Annotated in this window: 1 protein-coding gene; it reads left to right on the top strand. The window is 55.4% G+C overall.

From position 1 onward, the window contains the following. Positions 1 to 238 precede the first annotated feature (238 nt). Positions 239 to 870: transposase (locus OSO_RS0100165; RefSeq protein WP_010581596.1), on the top strand; the 632-nt coding region annotated here is incomplete at its 3' end.

Genomic DNA, 870 nt, shown 5'->3' with positions numbered 1-870 from the left:
GGTTCGTCACCAGTTTCTGTGGGTGAGTAAGGATCGTTTGAAGATGAGCTGTGCTCAGGTTCGGCAAAAGGGTGTCGCCCCTTCCGCCATCGCCTTCGATCGCCACTGCAGGTGTGAGGGCGATGCGAAGGCGATGGCGGAAGGGGCTGAGCGAATCCTTTGATAGAAGGAATGCATCCTGTGATCCAGCGGTTACGATTTGAGTTACCACACTTAAAACGTCACCGGGACACACAGGATGCAATTGAAAACGATCCTCAACCACGTCGAGAAACACAAGTCATTTGTCTATGGAACCATCGCATTTTGCGGGAAAGGAGACGATTTGGCGATCGAGGTCAGTATTCAGAGCCGCCGAAACAGTCGCCCGATCTGCTCAGGTTGTGGTCGTCCAGGTCCACAATACGATCGCTTGAAGCCCCGTCGATTCGAGTTTGTTCCTTTGTGGGCTATCGCTGTGTACTTCGTGTACCGGATGCGTCGTGTCGATTGTCGGCGTTGCGGTGTTACGGTGGAGCAGGTTCCTTGGGGTGAGGGTCAATGCCATTTGACGAAAACATATCGGTGGTTTCTGGCGGCTTGGGCCAAGCGTCTCTCCTGGCAGGAGGTCGCGGTCGTCTTTCGCACGAGTTGGCAAAGCGTGTTTCGATCGGTGCGACATGCCGTGATCTGGGGGATCGTGAATCGCCCGTGGGGAGCGGTTACGGCGATTGGGATCGACGAGATCGCCTGGCGGAAAGGACACAAGTATCTCACGCTGGTCTATCAGATCGACGACGGCTGCAAACGTCTGCTGTGGATTGGACGCGAGAGAACGGAAGCCAGCTTGACGAAGTTCTTCCGGATTTTGCCGGACGATGTGAGGCAGGG

The sequence above is a fragment of the Schlesneria paludicola DSM 18645 genome (assembly GCF_000255655.1).
In the GTDB taxonomy this organism is placed as follows: domain Bacteria; phylum Planctomycetota; class Planctomycetia; order Planctomycetales; family Planctomycetaceae; genus Schlesneria; species Schlesneria paludicola.
Note: the sequence above shows the minus strand (reverse complement) of the source record. Positions and strands in the feature narration are given on the sequence as shown.